This window comes from Streptomyces sp. NPDC003379 (assembly GCF_053589195.1).
In genome coordinates this window covers 83,565-106,424 of sequence record NZ_JBSFRK010000024.1, presented here as the reverse complement: position 1 = coordinate 106,424, position 22,860 = coordinate 83,565, and the positions used below count along the sequence as shown (strand labels likewise).

Here is a 22,860-nt window from a genome sequence, read left to right as displayed (position 1 = left end):
CCGCCCCTCGCGCAGTCCGAGGCCCATGTCGGCCGCGACCAGGGCGCGAGGAGCGCGGCCGAGGTGAGCGCCGGACAGCATGAACACCGTCCCTCCAAAGGAGCCGCACCCACCGCCGACACTGCCGCCTACTACATGGCGAGGATCCACACCCCGGCAAGACCGGGCCTGTCAAAAGAACGGTGTAACTCAGGTTGTTGGAGTTACTAAGTGGCCGCGGGCCTTGACCGCCCGTCGGATCCTGGCGTTGACAGACTCGATGGCGTTGGTCATGCAGACGATGCGGCGGATCTCGGTGTCGAAGCGGAGGAACGGGGTGAACTCTTCCCACGCGTTCTCCCAGAGCCGGACGATCGCCGGGTATTTCCGGCCCCAGGCGTCGGCGAACTCGGTGAACCGGTCGAGGGCGGCCTCCTCGGTCGCCGTGGTGTAGACGGGCTTGAGGACCTGGGCGATCTTGTCCCAGTCCTGGCGGGCGGCATAGCGGAAAGACGCATAGATGGGCCTGTTGGCCACCGCGCCCTCGCGGACCTTCACGTGGATGGCGTCGATGAAGAGCACCGGGTGGACGGCGTCCAGGGGCCGGTTCTGCCACTCGGCCATGCCGTCGAGGACCTTGTCGGTGATCGTGGAGATCGTCTGACGGGAGACCTCGGCGCCATAGACCTCGGCCAGGTGGGGGGCCTGGACCTCACCGGTCATCAGGCCCTTGGCCGCGTGCGAGATGACCATCTCGTCCACGCCGGAAAGCCGCTTCTGCCGCTTCTTCACGATCTTCGGCTCGAAGCTGCCTTCCCGGTCCCGGGGCACGGTAATCTCGACCGGCCCGACATCGGTCAGCACGGTCTTGGCGCGGGTGCCGTTGCGGGAGTTGCCGCTGTTCTTCCCGGCCGGAGCATGCTTGTCATAGCCGAGGTGGTCGGTGATCTCGCCCTTGAGAGCGGACTCCAGCAGCCGCTTCGTCAGCTGCTGGAGCAGCCCGCCCTCGCCGGTCAGCCGGAGGCCCTCAGCCTGAGCCCGGCCCACCAGCTCATCGATCAGACGGTCGTCCACAGACTTCGCCGACACCGTCTCAGACGGCTCTATGGACTCGGCCTCGGTCACGTTGTTGCTGTCATCGATGCATCTCCCATGATCGGGAGTTACGCCGAACGTTTTACAGTCCCAAGGGCTGCATCGTCAGGATGACGCCGAGGCGGGCAAGCACAAGGGCCACGGCTGACGCCCTTGCCTTCCTGTGCGGCGCGCGCTTCTTCCAGCTGTTCCCACCCGGGGGCCGAGAGGTTGAGAGCGGGGGGCTCCCCGCCCGGCTCTAGGTCCTCGCGCGCTTGCCGCTGCTTCCCTGATCTCTGCTTCGGTCATTCCGCACCTGGCCTCGCCTCCCGAGCCGAACCTTCCGGGCACAGTGCGCCAAGCGGCGGGGAACCCGGGTCATGATGTCTTGATTCATGCGGTGGGATTGCAACCGGGGCAGAATGCCCGTTGGGGCCCTGCCGTGGGGAACTCGGTGTGGGAGGCACCGTATTCTCCGATTCATGGCTGAGCCGTTATTCGACGCCCATGGCTGGAAATAGCCCGCAGATCGGCCGACCGGGACACTTCAACAAGATCTTTTTACGAGTTCATATTAGAAGCATGCGACTCAATCTTTTCACGCCCCGCACACCCCTTGTGTCCTATTTGCCGGTTTGTATTTCGGTCATACCGCCACGAAAGAGGTTTCTGGAATTCTTGGATCCATTTGTTTGCTTTGACTCGTCCTTGACGATCTCTTGAAGCCGATCTAGCGTTCACATCAGCGCCACGGTTCATGCACGCCAATGAAACTGGTTCACAATTGTCGGGGGACATGTGTTAAGGAACTCATGGTTGGGTGAAGATGCCAGCGCTTTACTGGGAGATGGCGAGTCGTCTCTTCCTGGAAAGCGGATCGGGATGATCCGATGGCTCCGCCCGCGACCGTGGTTCCCCGGGACCGGGTAAAAAACTACACTTCAGCGCCACGCGGATTGTGATACACCGCACTTCATGCGCGCAGTCGTCAAGCGCTCAAGTTGCAACCGTGCGAGATCAATATTCCCGCCGGCCCCTTTGAGCTTCCTTCCTGGAGCAGATGCTGATCACGCACTGACTCCCCACATTCCTGATGTGTGTTGGCTGTGTCGGAAAACGACTCAGAGTCGCACGGGAGGATTCAGTGAAGCGAGATGTCATTACATTTCGCTTCTCCAGTCAGTCCGTGCGCACGCATGCATCATTTTTTCCGGAGTTCTTTTCGGCATCCGAAAAATCCCCGGATCACTCGCATTCTCATTCGAGGTGCGTTCAAAACAAGCTGGAGGAATTGCCATGCAGAACACCCCTGAGCTGGTCGTCGACGACATCTTGTCCGCCCTGCTGGACGACGAGACGGTCGGCGGCCTGGCCGAACTGGAGATCGACCCGTCGCAGATGCCGGTCGCCAAGAGCTCGGTCGTCTGGACGGTCACCGCCCACTGCTGACCGGACCCTGACTGACTAGCTGGGGTGCGGTGACGGGCGGTAGGCCGCCCCGTCACCGCACCCCAGCGGCACACCGCAGAAAGGTCCTGTCCGATGCGCCCACCAGCCCCGCCGTCCACCATGCCACCGACGCTCGGCCCGCCGCGTTCTGTCGTCGCATCACCAACCGTCGGTATCACGCGGCCCACGGAGACCGATGTGGCGCAATGGGCCGCCAGCCTACGAGTGCACCCGAGAACGACTGTCGCTCCGGCTGTCGTGGGCACCCGTATGGGGCGGCCCGTTCTCGACCATGTGCCGGGCCCCCGGCTGGATCTACGCATACAGGACGGCAGTGAGCCCGATGGGTGCCTGGCAGCTACGGGACGTGCACTGGCTGTGCTCCACGGTGCGCTACCGCCCGGGCAGCACGCGGTCACAGTCGAAGCGCCGCCGTGGGGCGCGCTCCCGGTACGACTGTGGGCTGGGCTTTCCCCAGTGCAGCGCGGACTGGTCGGCACCTTCCACCGTGACGCCGAACTTCGCGAACGCGGACGGCGGACCCGCGATCTCCTGGCGCGACCGGCCGTGTGGTGCCACGGCGATGCCCGCACCAACAATGTCGTCGTCACATCGGACGGCCTCCCGCTCCTGATCGACTGGGAGAGCGCCGGCCTAGGGCAGCCGGAGACGGATCTGGGGTTGCTGTGCAGCGCACTTCTCATGGACTGCCTCTCTGCGTCTCCAAGTGAACACCAGGCACGGCCCGCTCTTTCCGCGGCCATGACGCGCGGTGCCGGACTCGTTCACTCCGCATTGAACGGATACCGAGACGGCGGTGGACAGGAAGTCGACAGGGAACTGCTGGCTTCCGCAGTCGGCTGCGGACTGCTCGCACGGGCTTTCATGCGTGCCTCCATGACAAGCCGCGACCGCATTGTCTCGGCACTTTACGAGATAGGACGGGGACTTCTACTCGACCCCGCTCGCTGGGAGGTTATCGATGGACGCGCGTGACCGTCGGAACCTCGACGAAGTCCGCCTGGCAATCGGCGAACTGCTGGCTACCAGCGATCCAAGGGAGAACCTCACAGCCTCACTCCGTGAAGACCTGATCGAGGATATCTACAGTGCAATCCATACTAGGCAACTGAATCCGCAGAGTGCATTCTCATCCAACCGGGAAGAGCTTTCCGAGTTCAGTGAAGCGGCATTGCGGAGCCTGTCAGACTTGACTTTCGAGCTACAGGGCTTCACCTTCCTGAACCGGACACCGGAGCACGTTACGGTCCGCTGCCCGGATGGCATCGAGGTCCTCGTCCCAGCCGCTGACGCCGAAGTGTCCGAGTCCGGTGAGACAACGTTTAGAGCCAGCCCACTGAACACTCCGATGGATGCACGGTGGTTGCAGTGGAATCCGCCCGGCCGGTTCACGGAGAAGCCGGACGCCCGCATATACGTGAACGCACAAGCCGATCAGGCCATCGCCTTGTGGTGCGCCATTATCCGATCATTGGAGGGTGCTGCGGTGACCTTCTCGACCAAGATCGGTGGATCGACAGAGATGCTGAACCGCGCAGACGGCATCGTCGTTTACAGCGCGGCCCACGATATCCACCGGATCCTCGACTGCCTGACCGGCCTCGACGGTTTACAGGGCCACGCCCCCGGTTTCAGCGCCCAGGTGGCGGACGGCGTCGGCGTCGCGCTTGATTCCGAGCCATCCCGGGGGGTGCTGACGGGCAGCATCGGCTACCACTGGTCGCGCGCTGTGGTCGAGGAGTGGACCGCGTCGGGGGATGAGGGCGTGGAAGCGGTGTTCGCGCGACTTGCGGTGTCGTGGGCCGACGCCCGACGAACCATCGATGCCGCACGCGCGGTGGAGCCGGCACGGATATGAACCAGGAGACCAATTCCCCGGGGCCGTCCGCTGCTGGGATCGCCCCCTCCGAAGCCCCCGTCGCTGAAGAGGCCGATGCCTCCGAGCTTCCCGCGACCCTTGGGGTGAAGCGCGTTCTCGTCATCGGCACGGGTGCTATCGGAGCCTGCCACCTGCCCGCCTTCGTCACCCTCTTGCGGCAGCATTTCGAAACCGATACCGCCGTCTGCCTGACACGGTCCGCCCGCGAGATGGTGTCACCCCGTGCACTGGAGGTGATTTCGGGCCGCCCGGTGATCGCCCCCGACTGGTCGGGAGAGAGCAGCCCCTCCCACGTGAGCTGGGGTGACTGGGCCGAGGCAGTGATTGTCTGGCCCGCCACCTTGAGCTTTCTGTCCCGGTGCGCCTTCGGCCTGGCCGATACTCTGCCGTCCGCCATCGTGCTGTCCACCGGCGCGCCAGTCCTGTTCGCCCCGTCAGTGGCCAGTGCGGCCGTCAACGGTGGCCCGTTCCGGCGCGCAGTGCGGCTGCTGACTCAAGACGGCCACAACCTCGTCGGTCCCGTCATCGGCTATTCCGTCTCGAACTGGGAGAAGTCCCCGGGGGCGTGCGCCTCCCCGGACATGGTGCTGCGCGCCCTGGCCGGTCTGATTGCCCGGTCCGCAGCGTCCTCGACGGTCCCGCCGCCCCACTCCCCCGCGCCCTCCCGACCCCACTCCCAGAAGGACTACGATGGCCAGCCAGAAGCGTCGCTTGTTGCCCAGTGAACTCGTTGCCCGCCCCGCCACCACCAACGACCAACTGCTGCTCGACAAGTTCATCTCCAATGAACGTATCGAGGAGATGGCCGAGTCCGGATTCACCGGGACAGACGAGATCATCCGCGATCAAGTGCTTCCTCTGATCGACCAAGGGCTGATCAAGGGCTGGTTCATCGAACTTCCGAGCCATGGCCCCTTGTCGATCCAGCTCTACGCGCCGACCGGGACCTCCGGCGTGTGGAGCGGGGAAACGATCAATGCTCCAGGCCATGGCGACCTGCCATTCCGCTGGATTGGCACTGCCTGCATGGCAGTGGCACTCGACGCGCTCTTCGCGGACAAGGAGGTCTACCGCCTCAGTGGCCATGTCGCAGTCACCAACCCGGCATCCCTGGCCATGTGCGATCGGCTGGGCTTCGTCCGCGAGGGAATCGCCCGCGAGCACATGCCCGTGGGTCCGGAGCTCCGGGCTGACGCCATCGTCATGGCCATGCTCCGTGGCGAATGGCAGGGAGCGGCCGCGCTGGAGAAGCAGGTAACCCCGTGATGACCGCGCCGGCCAGTGACCCGGTAGCAACCGAGGTGATTGGCGATCTCCTCGAACAGGTCTGGACCCAAGGGCGCGTAGATCTGGTGCCGAAGTTCATCCACGCCGACTACGTGCTGCTCGATGAGCGCGCCGAGCTGATGATGCGTGGTCGCGAGGAATTCGCCCAGGACGTGCTCACCTACCAGGCTTTGCTGACGGACATCGCCATGTGCGCCACCCACGTCGTCTGCGAAGGCAACTTGGTCGTCTACCGCTGGGAGCTGACTGGGCGGCTGAACGACATCGAGCAGCTGGGCCCCGGCCTGCGGATCATCGTCCGCGATGTCCCCGACGTGGGACTGATTAGCGTGCGGGGCATCAACATTGCCCGGCTGTCGGACGGACTCCTGATCGAGGAAACGTGCGAAACGGACAAAGCATCCCTGACGCAGCAGATGGGATGGTGGAAATGACCACCGACCCACAGGGGGGATCCGGCCTTGGAGTCGTCGCCCTGGCCGCCTACCTGCCGGGTGAACCGGTGACGAACGATTCGATCGGTGCCGCCACCTGTGTCGACCTCGGGTGGATCCGCGACCGCATCGGGATCCAGACGAGGCACCGAGCAGCACCAGACGAACGCACATCCGACATCGCCACCCGGGTGGCCCGGCGAGTCGCTGCGCACTCGCCGGTTGCTCCGGACCTGATTGTGCTCGCCACCATCACCCCGGACCGCCCGGTGCCGGCCACCGCCTGCCTCGTCCAGGACCAGCTGAGCCTGCCCGGGATCCCGGCGCTGGATATCAACGCCGCCTGCTCCGGGTTCATCTACGCGCTGGTCATGGCGGCAGGCACGGTTGCCTCCGGCGTCGCACGAACCCCGCTGGTAATCGGTGCGGACGTTTTCACACGCTTCGTGGACCCCACCGACCGCCGAACCGCCCCCCTGTTCGGCGACGGCGCGGGAGCAGTCCAGCTAGGCCCTGTTCCCAACGGCTACGGAATCCTCGCGACCGAACTGTGGGCTGATGGCTCGCAGGCCCTATACGCCACCGTGCCCCCGCCCGGCGAGGGCTGGTTCGAGATGAACGGCCGCGGGGTGGGCGAAGTCGTCCTGGAAATGGGCCCCAAGGTCCTCAGTGCCGCACTGGCCAAGGCCGGGGCCCGGATGGATCAGCTCAACCGGGTGATCGTGCACCAAGCCAACCCGCGCCTCGTCGGGGCCCTGGCGGAGTCCGTCGGACTGGACGACCACATCGTTCCACGCTACGGAATCCAGACCGGCAACACCGCTGGGGCCTCCGTCCCCGTCGCGCTGGCGATGGCACACGAGGAGCGACCGTTCCAGCGGGGGGACTTGGTGGCGCTGGTGGCCGTCGGCGCCGGCATGACTGCGGGCGCGGCTGTACTGCGCTGGTACTGAGACCAGTACCGAGGCAGGACCAAGGTCGTATCGAAAAATTGAGGAACTACACATGAGAATTCTGGTCGTTGACGGGGGCCAGGGCGCGCCCCCGGACCACTGGTCAGTTGTGGCGGAACACACGGTCCGGGGGCAGTCGTTGCGCTTCGGCTTGGCGGAGACGACCGACACCGCCTTCGACCCGGCGGCCGACTACAACCGCGAGTACGTACTGGTACGCGTACGGGCCTTCTCACTGAACTACCGTGATACGGCCCTGGCTCTAGGTGAGCACGCTCAAGGAACCCACGACCGGGGGCGTGGCTTCGGCTCCGACTTCGTCGCGGAAGTCGTCGCCACTGGCTCCGCCGTCCGCGGGCTGCGTGGGGGAGACCGGGTGATCCCGTCGATGGACTGGCCGCCGCAGCCCGGCGACACCGTATCGGCGGGCGTAGTCACCAACACCGCCTCACGTGAACTGCAGCGGGTCCACTACTCCCGGTTGGTCCCCGTCCCGGCTGCGATGAGCGAGGCACAGGCGGCATCGTTCTCGATTGGCGCCCAGACGGCGTACGCAATGCTGCGACGGGCTGAGGTGGGCCGGGACAGCACCGTACTGGTGACCGCCGCCACCTCGATGACGAGCCTGTTTGCGATCAGCGCTGCCTGCGGGCGCGGCGCACGGGTCTACTGCCTGTCGCGCAGTGGCCGTGGCTCGGAACTGCTGGCAAGTCTGGGCGTGTTGCGGTCCTTCGATCCCACCGATCCTGCCGAGCTTAAGGACCTGGCAGGGCTTGCCCGCGAGATCCGTGGATTCGATGCGGTCGTCGACCCGTTCTGTGATTCCCATGTCCTGACTGCAGTGAAGCTGATCGGTTTCCACGGCCAGTACGTGACCTGCCGACTGGCCGGCGGCCCGCACGATGAAATGGCTGGTACCGATGTGCCGGGCGGGCACTGGGTGTCGATGCTGACCAGCCTGGTTTCGAAGAACGCCACCATCCACGGCCAGTGCCTCGGGATGCGTACCGATCTGGAGGCGGCGCTGGCCGATTGGGAGGCGGGCCGGCTGACGGTGGTCGTCGACTCGGAGTTCTCCGGCACTGAAGTCGGCCCGTTCATCCGCAGGACATTCGATCCCACGAGGCTGGGCAAAGCGGCGTACGCGTTCGGGCGCCGCGATCACGACGAGTCTGCCCGGCGCGACAACACGAAAGGTGCGTGACGGACAGATGCCAGACCTTGCCGATGACTTGTTCGAGCCCTTCGCAGGCATCCACGCCCTTAACCTGCCCGAGACCCGGGTGACAGCGCCTTTTGACGGAGTCCTCGGGGCGCTGTACACCAAGCTCGTCACTCAGGCGCAGGACGACAGCGCTTGGTTCGCGGAGCACACCAGCGCCGGGCTCGCGGACACGCTGGAATTGTGCTGCGGCGGCGGCCGGTCGGTGCTCGAGCTTGCCCGGCGCGGCCACCGCGTCACGGGCGTGGACCTGTCGCACACTCAACTGGCCGCCGCCCGGGCACTGGCAGATGCGGCTGACGAGGAAACCGCTGGAAGGATCACCTGGCTGCACGCGGATGTCACCGAAATCGCACTCGGCCGTACTTACGACAACGTCGTCATCGGCGGACTCAGCCTGACCCTGTTCGACGGTGCCGCGCGTGACGCCCTGCTACAGGCGGTGCGCCGCCACCTGCGCCCCGGCGGGCGGCTACTGTTTGACCACACCCCGGCCCTGGACGAGGAGCGGGTGACCGAACGGGTACTGAGTTGTCCCATACGGTTGCGTGAACGTTCGGGCTTCGTCTTGATCGGCTCACGGCGGGATGCTCCCCAGCGCACCCAATACACCAACATGTACGCGGAACTCGTCAGCTCCGACGGGCATACTCGCCGTTTCCTGACCGGATTCCGCTTTCGCCTCGACGGCCCGGCCGAACTCTCCGCCGAGTTGGCGGAGTACGGCTTCGTGGTGAAGGAGACCGAGCGGATCACCACCGGACAGGACGACGGTTCCGACACACCCTTTATGGCGCGGGACTTCATCGTTGCGGAGCGAGTGCGATGACCTCCACCCCGGCAACTGCCACCGCATGCCACGAGCCGGGCCTTGCCGCCGAACTGCGCCGGCGCGCCGAACTGGATCAGGATGTGCGCAGGAAACCCGGGAAGTCGACCGCCGATGTGGCGCGCTGGATGGCCGTGGACACGGAGAATCAGCAGTGGATCTGGCGGGTGCTGCGCGAACATGGCTGGCCAGGCCACCGCATGGTGGGTGTGCAGGGTTCGGACGATGCGGCCCTGCTGGTCCAACATGCTGACCGAGACCGGCCCTTGCAACGCTACGGTCTGGAACTTCTTATCGAGGCCGTGGATGCTGGTGACGCGACGCCTGCGCATATCGCATACCTGGTCGATCGCATCCACCTACACACGGGCGTGCCCACCCGCTACGGCACCCAGTACGCGCGCGGCAAAGACGGCCGCTATCGTATGCTCCCGGTGGAGGACCTTGCCGGAGTCGAGGCGCGGCGCGCCCAACTGGGGTTGCCTTCCGTGGCCGAGTTCGAACGAGAACTCGATGTGGGCGCCGAGATCCTCAGGCAACACCAGTGACGGGCCGGACGCCAGGAGTGCCCCCGCAGCAGAGAACAGCGTCCCACGACAACGGATTGGTCTTCCCTGTCGACGTGCTGCCGCCGGACGAGACACTGGCACTGCGTGGGGCGGTCCTCCAAGAGTCCGCGGCCAGAGGTTCTACTCTGGAGCATCAGCACCTTCGTCAAGGAGCTCGGCGAGGGTACCAACCCGGCTGGCACTAGGGATCCCTCGCCTACGAGTGAGGCGGTTGCAGCCTTACGGCGTTCCGGCTCTGGCCCACCTTCACCCAGACCTCGACGAAATACGGCGCGATGTACTTCGCAGCCCGCAGCTATCGCGATGGCGTCCTGCGCCACCAGCGCGCCTGGCACACGGCCGGTCCATTACGGGGCACTAAGCTCTCGTTGACGCATCCGCTGCCGAACGGCCTGGCCTCGTGCTGCGTTCCGGTCAGCGCTCGCTGCACAGCATGCTCGTGGTGCAGGGTTCCGGTCTGCATGGTCCAACGAGCTCCGCGTCACCGTCGCCATCGGCTGCATCGCCATGTCTGTGCGCCCAAAGGCCGGCAGGACCAACTCCGGTCTGCTGGTCGTAAGACCGTGGCACGTACGTGCAGTTCGCCCTCACGCCCATGCCCAAGCTCGGGGACGGCCGCCTGGGCGCAGCCTCGGTGTGGGGGAATTTTTCGGCGCTATCCGGATGCGCTTGGAACGCCTCCCGCCGGCCTCCCGGTCCAGACCGGGCGAAGGAGATGCTGCGACCTTCCCAGAGAGCCGGAACTCCTGAGTGTGTGGGGCTATTTTTAACTCAGCATGGGTATTTCTTTGCTTAAAGTACCGAGGTGAGAAGGTGGAGAGCATGCGTCACGACCAGGCCGCTTCGGAGGGCGCGATGATTACCGCGCACGGGCTGAATTGGCCCAAGGCTGCACGCGCGCTGTGGCCGTCCCGGGGTAGGGGCGGACGCGCTGCGGATCCGAGGGCGATCCCCTACCAGAGCAGCGTCATGATGCCAGTGGTTCTGATCACGCTCTCGTCCGTGGTGGAGATCGTGCTGCTCGACTTCATACTTTCCGCAACATGGGCCAGAGCGCTCGCCTTAGTACTTGGCCTGCTGGGGCTACTCGTGATCTTGCCGTTGGTCGTCGCTCTGCGCGCGTTTCCGCACTGGGTGGAGAAGGGGGCCTTGACGGTCAACTACGGTGCGGTCTTCGAGGTTTCCGTCCCGCTGGATCACGTGGCGAAGGTGACCGAACGTCGTTCCATGAGCGGACAGAAGCGCACAGCAGAGGTCACAGACGGCGTCCTGTCAGTGCCGATGACGGGCATCACTAACCTGGCGGTGACCCTGGACCCGCCGGTGGAGATGGCCCTGCCGAAGGTAGGCACGTCCCTGGTAAGGGAGATCCGCATCTTTGCCGTTGACCCCGCGTCGGGTGCTCAGACACTGCGTGGCGGAGGGCAGACCAAGACCACAGTGCCCGTCGGGAACGACACCCCAGAGGACGTCGCACAGGGGCAAGCAGACGTTCCGCGTAAGCCATCCCGATGGATGCGGGCACTGCGCTGGATCGGCGTGCTGGTGCTACTCGCCGAGATTGCCTTGGTCAGCACGGGACTGCTTGACTGGCGTATCGCGGCCGTCATCCTCATCGTGACGGAGGGAACCCTCGCAGTCCTGGCCCTTGTTGCCGGAGCAGCCCTCATCACTCTGTACCGCCGCCTGCGCGCCGCAGGCGAATCCCGGGCCGACTCCTTCAGCACCGCCGCATTCTCCTTGATGCCCGAGCCCATGGCCGCCATGGTCCGCAGGGAACTGAGCGTCCTGCGGGTGCTGGCGCTCGTGCTGTTGCGACGTACCGAACGGCCACGCCCTGGCGACCTGCAAATGCCCTACGGCAGCGCGTCCCGTAAAGCCCTGATCGGCGTAGCGGCACTTCTCCTGGCGGCGGGCTTGGTCGTACTGATGACCCTTGCCTCGGGAGTCCTGCGCATTGTCCTGGGAGTCATCCTGCTCTACGCAGCCTTGCTGACAGCCACTATGGGCCTGGCCGGCGGTGTGCGTCCCCACTTGCTGCGTGCCGAAAGCCTGATCGTACGCTGGGGCCTTCACCACGAGTTGGAGATCCCGCTGTCAACGGTACGCTCGATCACGTTGGAACAGCCCGCGCAGGGGCAGCCGAGGGAAGGCGCTACGTCCGACCGGTTCATAGTTCCTGCATCCGGCCGGGAGCAAGTGACGGTCCTGTGTGAGGAGCCGGTTGAGGTGCCGATCCGGTGGGGCGCGCGACGGCCAGCGCGGACGATCGTGGTCCCAGTGGACGACGCCAAGTCAATGCTGGCGTGCGCCGTCGGGGCGACCGGTGCTTGAGCTCGATCGGTGTACCTGAGCCAGGCCCATTGACCCGCCTTCTACGTCCGGCCCGTGTCCGCTCCATAGGTCTTGACCATTGCTCTGAAGCGCGCCTTGACGCCAGTTGGCCCGCCAGCACCGGCGGATTCGAAGGCCGGAAGTGGCGGACCGTGGCGCACACCGCGATGCAGGCCTCTGCCCAGGAACCGGAAGGGAACATGTCCAGTGTCAGACAAGGAGAGTGGCACCGAGTTCTGCCTTGCGGGGCGGGGGGAAGGCGTCTGAGGAACGTCTGCGCCGACTTCTGCTCGTCGTCACCGGAGGTGCAGACGCAGCACATAGCCCCTTGGGCCGCGGCCCTGCGCAGTCATTTCCGAGCCGAAGTCCACGCGCTCATCACCGAACGGGCATCGACGACGGTCTCGAGCACTTGCCAGCGCTACGGGCCATCCTGTCGCCGGGCCTGGACGGGCGCCTGAAGACAGTGATGGAACACAGCGTCTCTTCTTGGCAGGCTGGGCGGACACGGTGCTGGTTTACCCCGCCACGTTGAGCTTCTGCACCAAAATTGCCACTGGAATTGCTGATGACTTGGCCTCGTCCGTAGTGTTGGCCTCGGCTGCGCCGGTGGTGTTGGTGCCCTATTTCCCGTCAGATGCGTTACTGACCTTTCCGATGAGTTGTCGGGGAGTGTTACGTCGTGAACGACAGGCCAGTGCCGTCCAGGCATCCATCGATGAGCGGTGGTGTGTACTGGATGTGTCGCAGGCCGCTGCGGACGGCCCGGACGAGGTGGTCCCGGCTGGGGAAGACGGTGTTCGCTGTCACGGCCCGCCGCAGAAGAGACCAGATCCCTTCAGGACCGCGTGGGGCTTGTTGCGCCACCGTCGTGATCAGCGTGGACGTGACGGGCAAGCCTGTACGCGGATAAGCCCGCGTTCACTCGTTCGGAACGGGGTGGGTGTCCCGGAGGGGTTCGGGACGCGCCGGAGACTGCCGATCATGGAAGTGGAGGAGAGGCAGGAGCGGCGATTAATGGATCTTCTGCTGCTCCGACCATTTGAAGATTTCGGCCCTTTTGTACAGGACCTTGGCGTTCCTCCCTCGGCCGAGCTTGTAACCCTTCAAGCCCAGTTTCGATGCCTCCCTATAGACCCAGCTAGTGGACATGCTGAGCGTCGCAGCGACCTCAGAAGTGTCCAGGAGGACGGGCTCGACGCTACAGCGCCTGCGCGACGAGTTGATGTCGGCGCGGGTCTTTGACATCGCCCTGTGCCACCGCCAAGGGTCACCGGACGAGCTATAGCCATGGTCATGAGAATCGCCGGTTTCGCTAACCGGCGGCCCACTGCTATATTGCGGCGCCGCTTCGGCGCTCAGATCCCTCGATGAACCATGGGACCCACTTTTCAGGCGAATAGTAGGGGCCCTGGGCCGGCTGACCCATGGTGGCGCCCGGTCGACCGCCTTTGCCTCTGACTGCTGGCTAGACCGCTCGAGTGACGGTCATCACGGGATGCCCCTGAGGGGGTAATGCGTAGGCTTGTGCCATCGTCGCGGTGCGGGACGGAAGCGCGCGGAACCCTCCTCCATTGGCCTGACGAAGCGTCAGAAAAGTCAGCAAGTGGTCAGCATGAGTCCTGAAGAACCTGGGGAAAGCTGCCCGAACGTGCGACTCGTTGTAGGGTGTCGAAATAGCCCTTGACCTGCAAAAAAGCAGGCAGGGAGCCTAGTGTGGGAGTGCCCCAATGTTGCGTACTATGTTCAAGTCCAAGATCCATCGTGCCACGGTGACCCAGGCGGACCTGCATTACGTGGGGTCCGTCACCATCGACGCGGATCTTCTCGACGCCGCCGATCTGCTGCCCGGCGAGCTCGTCCACATCGTCGACATCACCAACGGTGCCCGCCTGGAGACCTACACGATCGAAGGCGAGCGTGGGAGCGGCGTCATCGGCATCAATGGCGCGGCCGCACACCTCGTCCACCCCGGCGATAAAGTGATCATCATCAGCTACGCCCAGGTCGAGGACGCCGAGGCGCGGGCGTTGCGGCCTCGGGTCGTGCATGTGGACGAGGCCAATCGCGTGGTGGCCCTCGGTGACGATCCGGCCGAGGCCGTGCCGGGGGACCCGGAGATGATGCGGAGTCCCTTGAGCGTCTGAGGTGGCTCGTCGTCCTCGGGGTGGGGGCGGGATCAACTGCGAGGAGAGCCGATGAGCGTCCGGACGCTGGGGCTGCTGCATACGTCGTCCGTTCATGTGCCGGTCTTCGACGGGCTGCGCGACGCGCACCATCCGGGGCTTGAGCTGCGGCATCATGTGGTGGAGTCGTTGCTGGCGCGGGCTCGGTCCGAAGGGCCGGAGGCTGTTGCTTCGGACGTGCGGGATGCCTTGCTGCGGGTCGCCGGGGACGGGGCGGCCGCCGGGGGCGGGGCGGGAGCCGTGCTGTGTACCTGCTCCAGCATCGGTGGTGTCGCCGAGGCCCTGGGGCCGGAGCTGGGCGTTCCCGTGCTGCGGGTCGACCGGCCCATGGCGGCCGCGGCCGTCGCCGTCGGGGCGCGCGTCGTCGTACTGGCCACGGTGGAGTCCACCCTCGGGCCGACCGTGGCGCTGGTCGAGGAAGAGGCGCGCCGGGCCGGGCGCGAGGTCGCGGTGCGGTCCGTCGTGGTGGGCGGGGCGTGGGAGCGGTTCGAGGCGGGGGACTCGGCGGGGTCCGTCACGCTCGTGGCGCGGGCGGTCGGTGAGGTGCGGGGCGCTGACGCGGTTGTGCTGGCGCAGGCGTCCATGGCGGGGGCGGAGGGGCTGGTTCCGGGGGGTTCGGTGCCGGTGTTCTCCAGCCCTCGGGTGGGGCTTGCGGCGGCTGCGGCCACGCTTGGGGCGTCTGTGGTGGCGTAGGGCGTGCGTCGGCTTTCTGCTGTGGTGCGCTGCTGGTTTGGCGTGGGGGGCGCCTCTGGGGTGGTGGGTTTCTGCCCTGGGGGCCCTGCTGGTTTGGCGTGGGGTGCTTCCGGGCTGGCGCTCTGCCGGGGGCGCTGTCGGGTTGGCGTGGGGCGCCTCTGGGTGGTGGGTTTCTGCCGTGGGGGCCCTGCTGGTTGGGCGTGGGGTGCTTCCGGGCTGGCGCTCTGCCGCGGGGGCGCTTGCGGGTGGCGGGGCTCTGCCGTGGCGCGCTGCCGGTTTGGCGTGGGGCGCCTGCGGGTTCGTGTGGGCGGGGCCGCGGCGGTATGTCCGTCCTCGCCATCTTGGTGTCGGCGCCCCTCCGCTTGGCGCCCGGCGCCGTACCACTGTGCTCCGGGCGGGCATACCGCCACGTCCCCTCCGGTCGTCTCGCGGCCGCGGGCTGTCGGGGGTCACCCGTTCGCCCGCGGTTCTTGGTGGGTGCGGGCCCCGTCGTCGGGGGCGTCGTCCGCGGAATGCTGTCAGGCTTGGGTGCGGGGGTGTCGGGTAGGCGGGGGAGAAGCCGACGAACCACTGGCTGGAGGATCGTAATGACCCATCCGTACCCTGATCCCGCACCGCCGGGACCGCTCCCGGAGCCGGAGAGGCCCTTCCCGGACCCGGACCCCGTGCCGCGGCCCGAGCCACTGCCGCCGGAGCCGTCGCCCTCTCCGATCCCTAAGCCGCCGGGGCCCGACCCGGTGCCCGAGCCGCAGCCGGGGCCAATGTCCTGACGTCGATGGTGGATGGTGGAAGTGTGGGGGTGGGGCCGTCGTGCCCTGCCCCCCGGGCCGGGAAAACGGCCCTGCCGGACGCGGGGCGGCTGGCATAGCGTGAGCCTTCGACACCGTGTCTGAAGGAGGAGCCGCCCGTGCCCCAGTTCGACCTGCCCCTCGATGAACTGCGCCAATACCGGCCCCAATTGCCCGAGCCCGACGACTTCGACGCCTTCTGGGAGAAGACGCTGCTGGAGGCTCGGCAGTACGACTTGGACGTGCGGTACGAGGCGGTGGAGCTGCCCTTGAAGGGCGTACGGGTTTATGACGTCACGTACGCCGGGTTCGGTGGGCACTCCGTCAAGGGGTGGCTTGTTCTGCCTGCCGGTGCCGAGGAGCCGCTGCCCGCCGTCGTCGAGTACATCGGATACGGCGGCGGACGCGGGCTGCCGCACATGCACCTGCTGTGGGCGGCGGCCGGGTACGCGCACTTCGTCATGGACACCCGGGGGCAGGGCAGCGGGGGGTGGGCGCAGGGCGACACCCCGGATCCGGTGGGCAGCGGGCCCGCGTACCCCGGGTTCATGACGCGCGGCATCGAGGACCCGCACGAGTACTACTACCGGCGGCTGTACGTCGACGCGGTGCGCGCCGTCGAGGCGGCCCGCGCCCACCCGCTCGTGGACGCCTCGCGGGTCGCCGCGCTCGGCGTCAGTCAGGGAGGTGGCCTCGCCCTCGCGGTCGGCGGTCTCGTGCCGGATCTGGCGGCCGTCGCTTCCGACGTGCCGTTCCTGTGCGACTTCCCGCGTGCCGTGACAGTCACCGACCGGCCGCCCTACAAGGAGATCGGCCTGTATTTGAAGGCGCGTCGAGGTGGGGAAGAGGGGGTTTTCCAGACGCTCTCGTACTTCGATTGCGTGCATTTCGCCGCCCGGGGGCGGGCGCCCGCTCTCTTCTCGGCAGCCCTTGAGGACCAGACGTGTCCGCCCTCCACGGTGTTCGCCGCCCACAACGCCTACGCGGGGAGCGAGCGTTCGATGGAGGTGTACCGCTTCAACGATCACGAGGGCGGTGGCCCCTACCAGCAAGGAGTGCAACTGCGGTGGCTTGAGGGGCATTTGAGGGGCTGATGGGTCAACGCGCTTTCGGTGCGCGGCCCTTGTCATGGATTGGTCCGACCGGCTAGCTTGCGGGCTTGTCGTGTGTCCGCTGTGTGCAATCCGTGATGACGTGTGTCCGAGGGGGCTCCCAATGGCCGTACGGGGTCGGCATCGCCGGTATCAGCCGAACCGCATCAACCGTGCCTCGCTCACGGTCACCGCGGGCGGCGCGGGCATGGCGCTTCCGCTGACCGTCGCGGGCACCGCCGGTGCCGCCGACATCGGCACCTGGAACAAGGTGGCGGCCTGCGAGTCCGGCAACAACTGGAGCATCAACACCGGCAACGGCTACTACGGCGGCCTCCAGTTCAAGCAGTCCACCTGGGAGGCGTACGGCGGCACGGCCTACGCGCCGCGCGCCGACCGGGCCACCAAGGACCAGCAGATCGCCGTGGCCGAGAAGGTCCTCGACGCGCAGGGGCCCGGTGCCTGGCCGGTGTGCTCCGCCAGGGCGGGTCTCACCAAGGGCGGCGGTTCGCCCGACGTCGCTCCGGCCCGCGCCCCGGGCAAGCCGAAGCCGGTCAAGCGCGATGTCAAGGACGTCAAGCCGGAGGTGACCCCGCAGTCCACCGCCGGCACCGCCGAGATGTACACCGTGGTACGCGGAGACACCCTCTCCGGGATCGCCGACGAGCGCCAAGTCCGGGGCGGCTGGCGGCAGTTGTACGACACCAACCGGCGTGTCATCGGCGGTGACCCCGACCTGATCACACCGGGGCAGCGGCTCTCGGTACACGGCCAGGGCAAGCGTGCGCCCCAGGGGGCGGACAAGGTCGAGCGTCCCGCCAAGGCGGCCGAGAAGAAGGCGGCCGAGCGGAAAGCCGCCGAGCGGAAAGCCGCCGAGCAGAAGCGGGAGAAGTCGCGGTCCTCCGAGGACTCCTCGCCGCGCACCGAGAAGGCCAGGCCCGCCACGTCGCCCGCCGCCTCCGCGCCCGTCGCCGCGTCGCCGAGCACGCCCTATCGCGCGGCGGGCCGCTCTTGGTCGAAGGGCTACCACACCGGCGTCGACTTCGCCGTGCCCACCGGGACCTCCGTGAAGGCCGTCGCCGCCGGGCAGGTCGTCTCCGCGGGCTGGGGCGGCAGCTACGGCTACCAGGTGGTCATACGGCACGCCGACGGCAAGTACAGCCAGTACGGGCATCTGTCGGCGCTCTCCGTGAAGGCCGGGCAGAAGGTCGGCGCGGGTCAGCGCATCGCCCGGTCAGGGTCCACCGGCAACAGCACGGGCCCGCATCTGCACTTCGAGGTGCGGACGGGGCCCGGCTTCGGGTCCGACATCGATCCGCTCGCCTATCTGCGGGCCCGCGGAGTGCGGATCTGAGGCCGTGGACCTGAAGCAGCAGCTTCAGGAGGGCGTGCCTCTCAGGAGCTGATGCGTTCGCGGCGCCTCAGGTGCCGGTGCTGGACCCGGTGGTGTGCCGGCGCCGCCGAGGCGGGCTGGGACGGCACGGCCGGGAGCGTCTCGGCGGCGCCGGCGAATCGCGGCTCGGCCGGCGCGGGCACAGGCTCGGGCGCCGTCTCCCGCAGCGCGGGAAGCCGCTCGGCCTCCGGAACGGTCGGCTCCGCCTCCGGCACGGTCGACGTCTCCCGCGCGATCCGCTCCGTGGTCAGCAGGATCAGGCCACCCGCGGCGACGACGCCGCAGCCCAGTGCCAGGACGGTGCCCGTGGTGCCGTAGCGGAAGGTTTCTTCGAAGAGGGTCAGGCCGACCGCCGCCGCGACCACCGGGTTCACGACGGTCACCGTCGACAGCGGTGCCGCGAGGCCCGCGCCCCGGTACGAGGCCTGCGAGAGCAGCACGCCGACCACCGCGAGCACGGCGATCACCCCGAGGCTCGGGAGCTGCCGGACGAGCGCGACGTCCCGCTCCCAGTCCACCGCCACCGTCTTGGTGAAGACCGACGCGATGCCGAAGGCCGCACCGGCCGCGCAGGCCAGAAGCACGCTGCGCACCACGGGGTGCCGGTGCACCGCGTGCGCCACCACCATCAGGGCGAGGACGCCGCCGCCCGTGACCAGGGCCAGCATGAGGCGTTCTGCGTCGTCCAGGGAGTGCGAGCCCGACGCCGAGGTGAGCGAGAGGAGCCCGGCGAGCCCCACCGTCGCCATGATCGCGCCGCGCCACGCGGTGGTCCCGGCCCGGCGGCGCACGAACACGGCCGCCATCGGCAGGGCGAAGACGATGGTCAGGGCGCCCAGCGGCTGGACCAGGCTGAGCGGGCCGTAGGCGAGCGCCACGACGTGCAGGAGCGCGCCCAGGCCGTTCAGGGCGATCGCCGTCCACCAGGTGCCGCGGCGCAGCGGCGCGTACCGCTGCTCCGGTGTGGTCGCCGCCACGCGCTCCTGCAGGATCGCCCCGCCGGCGTACGCCACGGCGGAGACGAGGGAGAGCAGCACGGACAGCACGAGGGCACTCATGAGGTGCTCCGCGGCATGCGGTGTGCCCGGTGGTCCCGGCGAGGCGAACGGTCGGCTTCCATGGTTACCACGATGCCTCGCAAATCGCCTCACGTCGTCGTACCTGAGCAGGCAATCGGTCCTACTGCCGATGGAGTACGCCCCTGGCGGCGTCCTCCCCAGGGCGGGTTACCCCCTACGGGCAGAGGGGGACACCCCGGAGGGACGCCCTGGGGGCACCCCGGGGCGTGCGGGCGGTGCGTCGCTTGCTGTACTGCTGTGGTGACCAACCGCATCGACCTGGCAGAACTCGGATCCGTCGGCGGCTTCTTCGCCCTCCGCGCGGGCCCCGCGCCGGGCGGCGCCGCCCGCCCCTTCGCGGACGTGTACGGGCCACCGGCCGCCGCCGACCCGCTGGCGTTCCGCGTCCAGAAGGTCGCGCGGCGACTGGGCGCCCCTGAGGAGCGCATCGCGGTGTCCGTGGCGCAGCTGGGGCTCGCCGCCCGGCTCTGGTCCGTCGCGCTCGGCTCCGCGGCGCTGTACGGCGCGGTGCCCGACCTCGATCCCGCCCTGCTGCACTGGGACGCCGACGGGACCTCGCCCGACGACCTGTGGCTCAGCGACGTACGCGCCCTGCCCGCCGACGCCGACGGCGGGACCGCAGCCGCGGCCACGGCCACAGTCGACGTCGAGACCGTACGGAACGTCGTACAGCACAGTCATCTCGCGCCGCTCGCCGACGCGTTGCGCGCCCGGTACCGGATCTCCGCCGGGCTGCTGTGGGGCAACGCGGGCTCCGCGCTCGCGGGCGCCGCGCGCGAACTGCACGGCTGGGCGGTACGGGAGGGGCGCGAGGGAGTGGGGGAGCGGGCCCTCGGCCTGGCCGCCGCGCTCTTCGACCACCCGGACCTGCGCGGCACCGGCACCCTGGACGGCACCGCCTTCCGGCGCCGCAGCTGCTGTCTCTACTACCGGTGCCCCGGCGGCGGCGTATGCGGCGACTGCTGCTTCGAACGGCCGCCGCAGCGGTCTTCCCCCGGGGCCACGTCTGGGTGACCATGAGGGGGCGCGGCCGACCTCAGGCGGACGACGGAGGGTTCTACGTGAAAGTGGGACTGCTCACCCGGGAGTACCCGCCCGATGTCTACGGCGGCGCGGGCGTCCATGTCGAGTTCCTGGCAAGGGAGTTGCGTCCTCTCGTCGACCTCGACGTGCACTGCTGGGGCGAGGGCGGGAGTGAAGGCGAGGGCGCGGCCGACGGTCCTGTGCGGCACCGGCCCTGGTCCGCGCTCGACGGCGCCAACGACGCGCTGCGCACCTTCTCCGTGGACCTGGCGATGGCCGCCGCGCTCGCCGGGCGCGAACTGGTCCACTCCCACACCTGGTACGCCAACCTCGCGGGCCACGTCGGCAAGCTCCTGCACGGCATCCCGCACGTGATGACCTCACACTCCCTGGAGCCCCTGCGCCCCTGGAAGGCCGAGCAACTGGGCGGCGGATACGCCCTGTCGGGCTGGGCCGAGCGCACCGCCGCCGAGTCCGCCGACGCGGTGATCGCGGTGTCCCGCGCCATGCGCGAGGACATCCTCGCCTGCTACCCCGCCGTCGACCCGGCGAAGGTCCACGTCGTGCACAACGGCATCGACACCGGGCTGTACCGCCCCGACCCGCGCACGGACGACCTGGAGCGGCTCGGCATCGACCCCGCGCGCCCCTATGTCCTCTTCGTCGGGCGCATCACCCGGCAGAAGGGCGTGCCTCATCTGCTGCGTGCGGCCAGGGCGTTGGACGAGGGAGTCCAGCTGGTCCTGTGTGCCGGAGCCCCCGACACCCCGGAGATCGACGCCGAGTTCCGCGTGCTCTTCGAGGAGTTGAGCCGCGCCCGCGCGGGCGTCCGGTGGATCCCCGAGATGCTGCCGCGTCCGCAGGTCGTCCAACTCCTCACCCACGCCACGGTGTTCGTCTGCCCTTCGGTGTACGAGCCGCTGGGCATCGTCAATCTGGAGGCGATGGCGTGCGGCACGGCCGTCGTCGCCTCGCGGGTCGGCGGCATCCCCGAGGTCGTGCGGGACGGCGCGACGGGGCTGCTCGTCCCGTACGAGGCGAAGGATCCGGAAGGCTTCGAACGCGACCTCGGGCAGCTTCTGAACGAGCTGGCCACCGACCCCGGGCGGGCCGCGGCGATGGGCGGGGCCGGACGCCGGCGCGCCCTGGAGGAGTTCGGCTGGGACGCGGTCGCCCGGCGCACGGTCGAGGTGTACGAGGAGACCCTGCACGCCGACAGATAGCCGACAAGGCCCATGAGGCCGACAAGTAGGAGGCCGGAATGCGCGGTGGACCTTCGGTGCTCGGAATCGTGCTCGCCGGCGGGGAGGGCAAGCGGCTGATGCCGCTCACCGCCGACCGGGCCAAACCAGCGGTCACGTTCGGCGGGACGTACCGCCTCGTGGACTTCGTCCTCTCCAACCTCGTCAACGCCGACATCCTGCGTGTCTGCGTCCTGACGCAGTACAAGTCGCACTCCCTGGACCGGCATGTGACGACGACGTGGCGCATGTCGAGCCTGCTGGGCAACTACGTCACGCCCGTGCCCGCACAGCAACGCCTCGGCCCGCACTGGTACTTGGGGAGCGCCGACGCGATCCTCCAGTCGCTCAACCTCGTCCATGACGAACAGCCCGACTACATAGCGGTGTTCGGCGCCGACCACGTCTACCGCATGGACCCGCGGCAGATGCTCCAGCAGCACATCGACAACGGCGCCGCGGTGACCGTCGCCGGGATCAGGGTGCCGCGCGCCGAGGCGCCCTCCTTCGGCGTCATCACGCCGGCCCGCGACGGGACGCGCGTCGAGAGCTTCCTGGAGAAGCCCGCCGATCCGCCGGGCTTACCGGACGCCCCGAACCAGGTCTTCGCGTCGATGGGCAACTACATGTTCACCACGAAGACGCTCGTCGACACCCTCCAGCAGGACGCCGAGGACGAGGAGTCGGCGCACGACATGGGCGGCTCCATCCTGCCCATGCTCACCGAGCAGGGCCTCGCGCAGGTGTACGACTTCGATGGCAACCACGTACCCGGCGAGACCCCGCGCGACCACGGCTACTGGCGTGACGTCGGCACTCTGGACTCGTACTACGAGGCCCACATGGATCTGATCTCCGACCACCCCGTCTTCAACCTGGACAACCGGCGCTGGCCGATCTACACCCACCCGGGCGGCCTGCCGCCCGCCAAGTTCTGCGCGGGCGGCATCGCCGGCGAGTCGATCGTCAGCCCCGGCTGCGTCATCCGCGGCCAGGTCACCCGCTCCGTCCTCTCGCCCGGCGTGACCATCGAGGAGGGAGCGGTCGTGCAGGGCTCGGTGCTGCACGACAACGTACGGGTGGGGCGGGGCGCGGTGGTGCGCGGCGCGGTGCTCGACAAGAACGTCGACGTACCGCCGGGCGCGACCGTCGGGGTCAATCCGGACCGGGACGAGGAGCTGTACACGGTGTCGAAGGGCGGGGTGATCGCGCTGGGGAAGGGGCAGCTGGTCGAGTGAGCGCCCGCTGACCCTTCGTACGCCGTTTCCTCCTGTTTGTCCGCACGGGCAAGGGGAACCCGAGGCGAGTCACGATCTTGGACGGTTCTCGCGGCACA

At 67.9% G+C, this 22,860-nt stretch carries 19 protein-coding genes and 3 pseudogenes; 19 read left to right on the top strand and 3 right to left on the bottom strand.

All coding sequences use genetic code 11. From position 1 onward, the window contains the following. Nucleotides 1-201 precede the first annotated feature (201 nt). Nucleotides 202-1,086, bottom strand: a pseudogene (locus tag ACWDVB_RS23970) (transposase); the annotation flags it as partial. A gap of 1,263 nt (nucleotides 1,087-2,349) precedes the next feature. Here ACWDVB_RS23970 and ACWDVB_RS23965 point away from each other — a divergent pair. From ACWDVB_RS23965 to ACWDVB_RS23910, 12 genes and pseudogenes are all read left to right on the top strand, one after another. After that, entirely contained in the window at nucleotides 2,350-2,502 is a 153-nt protein-coding gene (locus ACWDVB_RS23965) for a hypothetical protein (protein ID WP_451516347.1), read from the top strand. A 93-nt stretch (nucleotides 2,503-2,595) separates the two neighbouring features. Beyond that, nucleotides 2,596-3,498: a phosphotransferase family protein gene (locus ACWDVB_RS23960; RefSeq protein ID WP_451516346.1), complete on the top strand. Its 903-nt coding sequence runs from the start codon at nucleotides 2,596-2,598 to the stop codon at nucleotides 3,496-3,498. Next, the gene (locus tag ACWDVB_RS23955) at nucleotides 3,485-4,381 is read left to right on the top strand and encodes a T3SS effector HopA1 family protein (RefSeq protein WP_451516345.1); all 897 of its coding nucleotides are present in this window, start codon (nucleotides 3,485-3,487) and stop codon (nucleotides 4,379-4,381) included. The genes ACWDVB_RS23960 and ACWDVB_RS23955 overlap by 14 nt, the downstream gene beginning before the upstream one ends. After that, nucleotides 4,378-5,127 carry a flavoprotein gene (locus tag ACWDVB_RS23950; protein WP_451516344.1) on the top strand — a complete coding sequence of 250 codons (750 nt, stop codon included), beginning with the start codon at nucleotides 4,378-4,380 and terminating at the stop codon, nucleotides 5,125-5,127. Before ACWDVB_RS23955 ends, ACWDVB_RS23950 begins: the two co-directional genes overlap by 4 nt. Further along, nucleotides 5,093-5,668, top strand: a complete 576-nt coding sequence (locus ACWDVB_RS23945) for a GNAT family N-acetyltransferase (RefSeq protein ID WP_451516343.1) — start codon at nucleotides 5,093-5,095, stop codon at nucleotides 5,666-5,668. The genes ACWDVB_RS23950 and ACWDVB_RS23945 overlap by 35 nt, the downstream gene beginning before the upstream one ends. Beyond that, nucleotides 5,668-6,123, top strand: coding sequence for an ester cyclase (locus tag ACWDVB_RS23940; RefSeq protein ID WP_451516379.1), 456 nt, complete (start codon nucleotides 5,668-5,670; stop codon nucleotides 6,121-6,123). The genes ACWDVB_RS23945 and ACWDVB_RS23940 overlap by 1 nt, the downstream gene beginning before the upstream one ends. Then, nucleotides 6,120-7,076, top strand: coding sequence for a 3-oxoacyl-ACP synthase III family protein (locus ACWDVB_RS23935; RefSeq protein WP_451516342.1), 957 nt, complete (start codon nucleotides 6,120-6,122; stop codon nucleotides 7,074-7,076). The genes ACWDVB_RS23940 and ACWDVB_RS23935 overlap by 4 nt, the downstream gene beginning before the upstream one ends. 52 nt (nucleotides 7,077-7,128) lie before the next feature. Next, nucleotides 7,129-8,280 (top strand): quinone oxidoreductase family protein, encoded by a 1,152-nt coding sequence (locus ACWDVB_RS23930; protein ID WP_451516341.1) that lies wholly within the window; start codon nucleotides 7,129-7,131, stop codon nucleotides 8,278-8,280. Nucleotides 8,281-8,287: 7 nt separating this feature from the next. After that, nucleotides 8,288-9,127 carry an SAM-dependent methyltransferase gene (locus ACWDVB_RS23925; protein WP_451516340.1) on the top strand — a complete coding sequence of 280 codons (840 nt, stop codon included), beginning with the start codon at nucleotides 8,288-8,290 and terminating at the stop codon, nucleotides 9,125-9,127. Further along, nucleotides 9,124-9,675 (top strand): DUF6624 domain-containing protein, encoded by a 552-nt coding sequence (locus ACWDVB_RS23920; protein WP_451516339.1) that lies wholly within the window; start codon nucleotides 9,124-9,126, stop codon nucleotides 9,673-9,675. The genes ACWDVB_RS23925 and ACWDVB_RS23920 overlap by 4 nt, the downstream gene beginning before the upstream one ends. Before the next feature lie 843 nt (nucleotides 9,676-10,518). Further along, the gene (locus ACWDVB_RS23915; RefSeq protein ID WP_451516338.1) at nucleotides 10,519-12,030 is read left to right on the top strand and encodes a hypothetical protein; all 1,512 of its coding nucleotides are present in this window, start codon (nucleotides 10,519-10,521) and stop codon (nucleotides 12,028-12,030) included. Between the two features lie 489 nt (nucleotides 12,031-12,519). After that, nucleotides 12,520-12,642 (top strand): annotated as a pseudogene (locus tag ACWDVB_RS23910) (flavoprotein); the annotation flags it as partial. Between the two features lie 63 nt (nucleotides 12,643-12,705). Here ACWDVB_RS23910 and ACWDVB_RS23905 read toward each other — a convergent pair. Beyond that, nucleotides 12,706-12,870: pseudogene (locus ACWDVB_RS23905) on the bottom strand (IS630 family transposase); the annotation flags it as partial. A gap of 890 nt (nucleotides 12,871-13,760) precedes the next feature. Here ACWDVB_RS23905 and panD point away from each other — a divergent pair. The 4 genes from panD to ACWDVB_RS23885 all read left to right on the top strand — a co-directional run bounded on the left by panD (nucleotide 13,761) and on the right by ACWDVB_RS23885 (nucleotide 18,142). Continuing rightward, nucleotides 13,761-14,177 (top strand): aspartate 1-decarboxylase, encoded by a 417-nt coding sequence (panD, locus tag ACWDVB_RS23900; RefSeq protein WP_451516337.1) that lies wholly within the window; start codon nucleotides 13,761-13,763, stop codon nucleotides 14,175-14,177. 51 nt (nucleotides 14,178-14,228) lie between these two features. After that, the gene (locus tag ACWDVB_RS23895; RefSeq protein WP_451516336.1) at nucleotides 14,229-14,909 is read left to right on the top strand and encodes an aspartate/glutamate racemase family protein; all 681 of its coding nucleotides are present in this window, start codon (nucleotides 14,229-14,231) and stop codon (nucleotides 14,907-14,909) included. Between the two features lie 907 nt (nucleotides 14,910-15,816). Continuing rightward, nucleotides 15,817-16,791, top strand: a complete 975-nt coding sequence (locus ACWDVB_RS23890; protein WP_451516335.1) for an acetylxylan esterase — start codon at nucleotides 15,817-15,819, stop codon at nucleotides 16,789-16,791. A 121-nt stretch (nucleotides 16,792-16,912) separates the two neighbouring features. After that, the gene (locus ACWDVB_RS23885) at nucleotides 16,913-18,142 is read left to right on the top strand and encodes a transglycosylase family protein (protein ID WP_451516334.1); all 1,230 of its coding nucleotides are present in this window, start codon (nucleotides 16,913-16,915) and stop codon (nucleotides 18,140-18,142) included. Nucleotides 18,143-18,183: 41 nt separating this feature from the next. On the opposite strand, the gene ACWDVB_RS23880 is transcribed toward ACWDVB_RS23885, so the two are convergent. Continuing rightward, nucleotides 18,184-19,239, bottom strand: coding sequence for a DMT family transporter (locus ACWDVB_RS23880; RefSeq protein WP_451516333.1), 1,056 nt, complete (start codon nucleotides 19,237-19,239; stop codon nucleotides 18,184-18,186). A gap of 261 nt (nucleotides 19,240-19,500) precedes the next feature. On the opposite strand from ACWDVB_RS23880, the gene ACWDVB_RS23875 reads away from it, so the two are divergent. The 3 genes from ACWDVB_RS23875 to glgC are packed head-to-tail and all read left to right on the top strand — an operon-like array spanning nucleotide 19,501 to nucleotide 22,762. After that, entirely contained in the window at nucleotides 19,501-20,274 is a 774-nt protein-coding gene (locus ACWDVB_RS23875) for an IucA/IucC family C-terminal-domain containing protein (protein ID WP_451516332.1), read from the top strand. A gap of 47 nt (nucleotides 20,275-20,321) precedes the next feature. Beyond that, on the top strand, nucleotides 20,322-21,506 hold the full coding sequence (gene glgA, locus ACWDVB_RS23870) for a glycogen synthase (protein WP_451516331.1): 1,185 nt from the start codon (nucleotides 20,322-20,324) through the stop codon (nucleotides 21,504-21,506). Between the two features lie 38 nt (nucleotides 21,507-21,544). Beyond that, nucleotides 21,545-22,762 (top strand): glucose-1-phosphate adenylyltransferase, encoded by a 1,218-nt coding sequence (glgC, locus tag ACWDVB_RS23865; protein WP_451516330.1) that lies wholly within the window; start codon nucleotides 21,545-21,547, stop codon nucleotides 22,760-22,762. Nucleotides 22,763-22,860: the final 98 nt, after the last annotated feature.